Here is a 6,913-nt window from a genome sequence, read left to right on the forward strand (position 1 = left end):
CGGGCAATGGTGCTTGCAACAAGCTGCCTTGTGGATTGAACGCCTGCGCGTAGCTGGCATAACCAGACCATCGATCGTTGAACTCGAACACGAGTGCCGCGCTCGGCACGAACGCACTCTCGCGATAGCTGGCTGGCCAGGTGCTGGCGGCACCGAGCGAGCCGTCGGGATTGAGATCGAAGCCAGCCGCTTCGATCTCATAGTCGGTATAGCGACCGCCGACGACCAGGCGCAGCGGATCCGTCACTTTAAACCCCAGCGTCGCATAGGCGCCCCGCTGCGTCTGTCGATTCAAGGCGGTGAGATAAGTCGGTGTGCGTGCCGATGGCGGAAACGCGCCGGGGTCGTAGTTGAAGACATCGACTTCGCGCAAGCCCCACGGATAGTCGTCGTACTGATAACTGCGACCGCCGCCGCCATTCATCTGTGCATAGTCGACGCCGATCGCAAAACTATGCTGGCGCGAGAACAGATCGAACTTGCCACCGACGTACAGGTCCGCCAGCGTGCGCTTGGAGTGGCTATCGGCACCAATGCCGAGGCCCGTGGAGCCGGTGAGTGTCTCGGGATCGATGGCGCCCGAAATATACATCTCAGCCGTCTCGGCATCTTGCTCTTGCCGCGTGACATTGAGTCGGACCGAAACGTCGTCGGTGAGCGGCAGCTCAGCCTTGGTAAAGATCTCTTTGGTCGATACGTCTCGGAACGCCCAGTCCGGCGCCAGGTTGGTTTCGCGCGGCAAGCGCGTCTGAACCCCGTTCGAGAAAGAAGGCAAACCACTCATATCGACGGCCTGCTCATTACGATGCTCGTAGCTGCCGCCTACACTGAACGTTGCGCGACCGACGTCCGATTCAAGCACGCCATAGAACATCTTGCGATCTGACGTTGCTCGATCCCAGAAAAACTCCTGATCGTGATACACACCGACCACCCGGCCACGTAACGCGCCGTCGAATGCCAGCGGACCGCCGGCGTCGAACTCACCTCGATAGTTGTTCCAGCGCCCGGCCGTGACCGTCGCACTGACTTCGGACGCTCTCGGTGCGCGCTTGCGAACCAGGTTGATCACGCCGCCTGGATCGCCTGCACCGCTGAACATGCCGTCGACACCGCGCAGCACTTCAACACGTTCGAACATGGCGGAATCCGGTGCGGCGACATTGCCGAACCCCGCTGAGATCGGTGCGCCACCATCGAGTTGTGTGGTGCCGACACGATAGCCACGCGACATGTACCAGGCTTCCACCGGGCCATAGGTGCGCACCGTGATGCCGGTGGCCTGATTCATCACATCGACCAGCGTCGTCAGGTTCTGCGCTTCCATCCGCTCACGCGACACGATGGTGACGGACTTGGGCGTCTCGCGCAGAGACAGCCCGGTCTTCGATCCCACGTCCACCGTATCTTCGAGCGAGCCGAACACATTGACCGTCTCGATCGTTTGTTCCGCGGCGGTCGTGCTTGCAGCGGCACCGACGGTGATCGAAGTATCACCCACCACGGAATATTGCAGGCTTGTGTTCTTCAACAGCTGGTTGAGTGCCTCGCTGATGGAGTGCGTGCCCTTGATGCCGGATGTGGTCTGCTCCACCACCTCTCGGCCAATCACCACCTGCACACGCGCTTGGTGCGAGAACTCCAGCAGCGCGCTGGCCAGCCGTTGCGGTGGAATATCGAATGACAGCCGCTCGCTCATGTCGAGCGCGAATACCCGAACGCTCACCAAAGTCATCAGCAGCAACGCAGTTAGTTTAATCCTCATCGTTCGCTCCCCACTCATGATGCCGCCAAGACGGTCGAGTGGGTTGGATTTGCAATTCAGGGCGGGCCGCTGGGTTTGAGCACGATGCTGCCGTCGTCACCCGCGACGACGTTCACGGGATAGCTCGACTCCAGCGCCAGCAACCAATCGTCAATGGAGCGCACGAACACGGTACCGCTGTAAGGGATGCTCGCTGTCGCATCGTCAGCGGTGCGAATCTGACGAGTGGAATAGCGATTGATGTCTCTCAACACATTGCTCAACGCCACTCCATCGTAGGCAAATTCGCCGTCCCGCCAGCGCAACGCGTTCGAGACTGATGTGCGTGACAGAGCTGCTCGATGCTCAGATGGTTTGAACTCGAAGCGCTCGCCGGCCGCTGCGAACCATTCTTCGCTGCCTGCCGAGATTCGCACCTTGCCTTCCTCCACCGTCACCGACGTGACTTCGGCTTCGCGACGGACATCGAATGCAGTACCTACCGCTTGAACGGTGAGGTCGCCCGCCCGCACTACGAACGGCCTGTTCGCGTCGTGATGGACTTTGAAATAGGCCCCGCTGTCTGGCTGCAGTTCGAGGCGGCGTTGCTCGCCGTCGAAATTCAATTGCACGACAGCCTGTGCACGCAGCGTCAGCGATGAGCCGTCGGGCAAGGCGGTAGTTTTGTTCGCCGTCGACGCAGCGATTTGGGTCATCGCGGGATCGCGGCTGCTCAGCACTGACCAACTGATCCCGCCAGCCAGCACCGCGAGACCTGCAATCGCTGCGGCGATCTTCCAATTTGCACGCGACACTGGCCTCGCTTGAACCGGTGCTGTCGTCCTCGCCCGAATCGCTTTGACGTCATTCCAATCCGCCTGCATGCGTTCGAACGCCTGCAAGTTCTCGGCGTCTCGTTCGCACCAACGCAACCAGTCGGCCAGATCCGCTTCGGACACCTGTTCGTCGTCGAGCTTCAGCAACCACTCGGTCGCCTCTCGATAGCGCTGCACGGCTACATCATTCTTCATGAAGGCGACTCCATGCCTGATCCGCAGCGACGCCCTCACGGCGCAGGCGGATGTAGATCAACGACAGCGTCACATAGTGGCGCGCCATGCGCGGCTTCACTCCCAACGCAGCGGCCACTTCGTCGAACGAGTTTTCCTTGAGGCCGTAGAGACGAAACGCCTCGCCATAGCGCGCCGGCAACTCATCGACAAAACGCAGCAGTGAATCGAGTTCCTCATGAGCGGCAGCGGCCCGCTCCGCCAGCGGCTCCTGGATGAAATCCTCGAAACTGTCTCTCTGATCGAGCCGCTTACGAGCGCGCTCCTGGCGCAGCCTATCGATGGCCAGATTGGCGGCGGTTCGAAATAGATAGGACCTCAGGAAACTGATGGCCCCAGGCTTTTCCAGCTGCAGGACCTTGACGTAGGCCTCCTGCGCCACCTCCTTGGCCAACTGCGCGTTTTTCAGCCGGGCAGCCAGGAACATCACCAGCGTGCGGTTGTGCTCCTTGAATAGCCGCGCAATCTCGGCCGCCCGCGCCGCCTCGGCCGCCTCGGATGCCGAATCGGGTTCGCCCACCGCCGGATTGGAGGGAATTGGTGCCTTCACGTTGCTATGACGGTCGAGGCCGGCGCTTTTGCAATCTCGCCGGCCCGATCATGCATCAAGGTTCGCCCACTCGAAAGTCGGCCGGTGGCTGAGCCCCCATCAGGTGCTGCACGAAATAGTCCCACTGCCGGCGGATGAAATAGGGATGGCTGCCCAGCGACGAATGGTTGGTGCCGGGCACGATCAGCAAGTCGAAGTCCTTGTTGGCCTTGATCAACGCATCCGCCAGCTGCATGGTGTTGACCAGCGGCACGTCGTCATCCAGATCGCCGTGGGCCAGCAGCAACTTGCCGCGGAGCCCGGCAACGTGGCGGCTGTTCGCCTGGAGTTCATAGGCCGCCGGATTCTCGCCGGGTCGACCGATGAAGCGCTCGCCCCACTCCAGCTGATACAGGAACTGGTCGTGCGACCCGGCGCTGGACACAGCCACCTTGTAGAAGTCCGGGTAATCCAACATCGCCCGCGTCGAGCTGTAGCCACCGCCTGAATGGCCGTAGATGCCGACTCGAGTCAAATCCATCCAGGGATAGCGTTTCGCCAACGACTTCAGTACCGCGATGTGATCTTCCAACCCACCCGCTTCAGCGAAGCCCGTGCCGTAAGAAACATCCTGGAATGCCTTGGATCGCCCCGGCGTGCCCATGCCATCGATTTGCACATTGATGAAGCCGAGCTCCGCCAGCGGCGAGCCCAGTGCGAAAGCCCGTGCTGCCTTGATTAGCTGTGGCCCGCCGTAAATGTCATCGAGCACCGGAGAACGTTTGTTGGGATCGAAGTTAGACGGCCGGTACAACGTGCCGTAGATATCCGTCACGCCATCGCGGCCTTTGGCGTGAAAGCGCTCGATCTGCTGACGACCGCGCGCCATCAGGGCGCTCACATCCGCCTGCTCCAACGTTCGTAGCAAACGGCCATCCGCCCGACGCAACACCGTGACCGGCGGCAAATCGACACGCGAGTATCGATCCACAAAGTACTTACCGCTGGGCGAGAAGTTAATGTCGTGCGTAGCCGCTTCCGGCGTCAAACGCTGCAGCCGAGAGCCATCAGGCCGAGCTCGATAGAGTTGCAAGAAGTAAGGATCCAATCCGGCTTCGCGTCCACCCGCTGTGAAATAGACCCAGCCCTCGCCCTGCTCCGCGTACATCAACCGATCCACGGCCCACTCGCCGCGAGTGACTTGCGACACCTGGCGACCGCTCGCTAGATCGTATCGATAAAGATGTCGCCAGCCATCCTGCGTAGACAGCCAGTGCAGCCGGGACCCAGTGAAGCCGTGCCTCAGTCGGTCGTAGTCATCGTTGAGCACATACGTCGGCACACGTTCTTGCATCACCAGACGAGTCGCGCCGGTTTTAGAATTGGTCTCGCTCAGCGAGACTTCGCGATAGCCGCGCTCCTCTCTAATATGAAACAGCTGACGACCGCGCTCGTCCCACCAGACCAATCCCCAGCCGATCAGATCGTAGGCCATGGGAATGGCAGCGGCGTCCACCTCGACACGGCGCGCCTTGTCAGCATCGGCCGCGGGCAACTCGAAGATCACCAGCTTCGCAGTCGTCACTTTCTCATCGGCCGGCATGGGCACGCGAGCCGTGAACAGCTTGGGCCGCGTGCCATAGCCTTCCGGCGGCGCCCACTGCACATACGGCATTTCGGGAACGGCACGCTGGTCGACGCGGTAGCTCACAAGTTTGGTGGAATCAGGCGACCACAACACGCGCGCCGGCCGTGTGTTTCCAGAAAGCTGCGCTGTTATCGATAGCAGATGAGCGTCGGCAAACTCGGCGTAACCGTAATCCTTGACACCATCTTCAGTGAGCCGGCGTTCGCGCCCATCGACGAGCGAGCGAACATACAGATCGTGTTCGCGAGTGAACGCAGCCCAGCGGCCGTCGGGCGATTCCACTTCGCCTGGCAACAACGCTGCCGGCGCACCTACCTTCGTGCATACATAACTCTTTAAATCACAGTCCACCGTCTGATCATCCAGCCGAACGCGGATGTCTCGTTCGCCACGCCGATACTCGAATGACTCGAATGGCAGCGCGCTGCCTTCATAGCGTTTGCCGGCAAGACTCGATAACGCCTGCGCTAGCCGGGCATGATCGAAGGCGACCCCGCGTTCGTTGCGAGCGGCGTCTATCCGAACGAACTCGCTGCCTGCCTCGCTCGTGCGCCGATACCAGAAACGGTCTGTACCATCGATCCAGTTCGGCTGAGCGTACAAACCGTGCACGCCACGCAACGCATTGATGGGCAGCAAGGCTTCGGCACGCTGGTAAGCACTTCTCAGGTCATCGGCAACAGTTGCGCTCGTCAGGCCGAGGGCGACCAGCACACTGAAAATCTTCAAACCACGGCCGCTCAATTTGCTGCTCCTCGCTGCGCGCGCGCCTGCTGAACCGACTGTTCAACCTCGGCGAGCAATTTGGCGGCGTCATAAACGATGCCGTCCTTGATCGTGGTCTGCACACCGCCACCGCGAACGATACGACCATCAGCGGCGAGCGAGTCGAAGCCGGTGCCGTAGAACACCTTCAAGTTCTCCAGCGGATTGCCGCGAACCACCACTAGATCAGCCAGCTTGCCCACTTCGACCGTGCCGACCTTATCGGCGAGCTTCAGATGCTCGGCGCTCTTGGCCGTCGCCGTCAGCAATGCTTCGAATGGCGTGAAGCCGGCTTCCTGCATCATTTCCAGATTACGGATCAGCGCGAAACCATACGTGGTCCACATGTAACCGGCATCGCTGCCCGCCACCACGCGCCCGCCGCGATTCTTATAGTCGTTGACGAACTGGCCCCACAGCCGGAAGTTGTTGCGCCATTCCACTTCGTCGGTGCTCGACCAATCGTAGAAGTGCGTGAAGCGGCCGTTCTGCACCGGCGTGAACTCTTTCTCCAACACCGGATGCAGGAAACGACGGTTCCACTCGGCATTGCGCGTGCCCATGTAATCCCGATTGGCTTCGTACACGCTGAAGGTCGGCTCGAACGTGAAATCCAGCGCCAGGAATTCTTTGATCACGCGCTCGTAAGTCTCACTGCCGGGCGGGGCCGTTTGTTTCCAGAGCCGGCCCGACGCCCGAAAGCGCGCACGCACGTCTGAAAAACTATAGTCGGCCGGCAGCTCTTGATGAGTGCCGCCGGCCAACATCGCCTCCGGCAAGTTGTACCAATTAGCCAAGCCATGCATACCGGCCTTGGCGGCGTCCAACGCATTCAAGCGACTCGCCTGCCTGGGATTCATGTGCCAGGAGACACGCATGCCGAGCCGATTGGCTTCGGCAAAGATCGCTTTGGCTGCATCCGGCGTACCGCTGGAGCCCTCGCCGATGCCAACTGCACCAGCCGCATGCACTCGCTTCACCGCAGCCCGCGCTTCTTCGGGCGTGCTCACTGCCAGATCCACCCAAGGCTGGATCCGAGGTGCGTCGATGGCGTTGCGTGCCGATTGACCAGACAACTGGACCGCCCAGGCCAGTTTCGATTCATCTTGCATTGAGGTCACGCTCGTGACGCCATGACCCAGCAACAGCTTGAACGC

Annotated in this window: 5 protein-coding genes; all 5 read right to left on the reverse strand. The window is 60.8% G+C overall.

What is annotated here, in order from left to right; translation table 11 throughout:
* Positions 1 to 1,765 (reverse strand): TonB-dependent siderophore receptor (locus JNL55_RS04520; protein ID WP_293849911.1); only part of this gene is annotated, 1,765 nt, incomplete at its 3' end.
* Between the two features lie 56 nt (positions 1,766 to 1,821).
* Complete coding sequence (locus JNL55_RS04525) at positions 1,822 to 2,775, reverse strand: FecR family protein (RefSeq protein ID WP_293849914.1); 954 nt, start codon at positions 2,773 to 2,775, stop codon at positions 1,822 to 1,824.
* Positions 2,765 to 3,364, reverse strand: a complete 600-nt coding sequence (locus JNL55_RS04530) for a sigma-70 family RNA polymerase sigma factor (RefSeq protein WP_293849917.1) — start codon at positions 3,362 to 3,364, stop codon at positions 2,765 to 2,767. Before JNL55_RS04530 ends, JNL55_RS04525 begins: the two co-directional genes overlap by 11 nt.
* 55 nt (positions 3,365 to 3,419) lie before the next feature.
* Positions 3,420 to 5,735, reverse strand: coding sequence for a S9 family peptidase (locus tag JNL55_RS04535; RefSeq protein WP_293849919.1), 2,316 nt, complete (start codon positions 5,733 to 5,735; stop codon positions 3,420 to 3,422).
* The coding region (locus JNL55_RS04540; RefSeq protein WP_293849922.1) for an amidohydrolase family protein at positions 5,732 to 6,913 on the reverse strand (1,182 nt) is incomplete at its 5' end. The genes JNL55_RS04535 and JNL55_RS04540, both read right to left, overlap by 4 nt.

The organism is Steroidobacter sp., assembly GCF_016790065.1.
Classification (GTDB): domain Bacteria; phylum Pseudomonadota; class Gammaproteobacteria; order Steroidobacterales; family Steroidobacteraceae; genus Steroidobacter.

Bases quoted from the DNA above. Each gene is read 5' to 3' on its own strand.
- JNL55_RS04525 (WP_293849914.1), bottom strand. From the start codon at position 2,775: ATGAAGAATGATGTAGCCGTGCAGCGCTATCGAGAGGCGACCGAGTGG.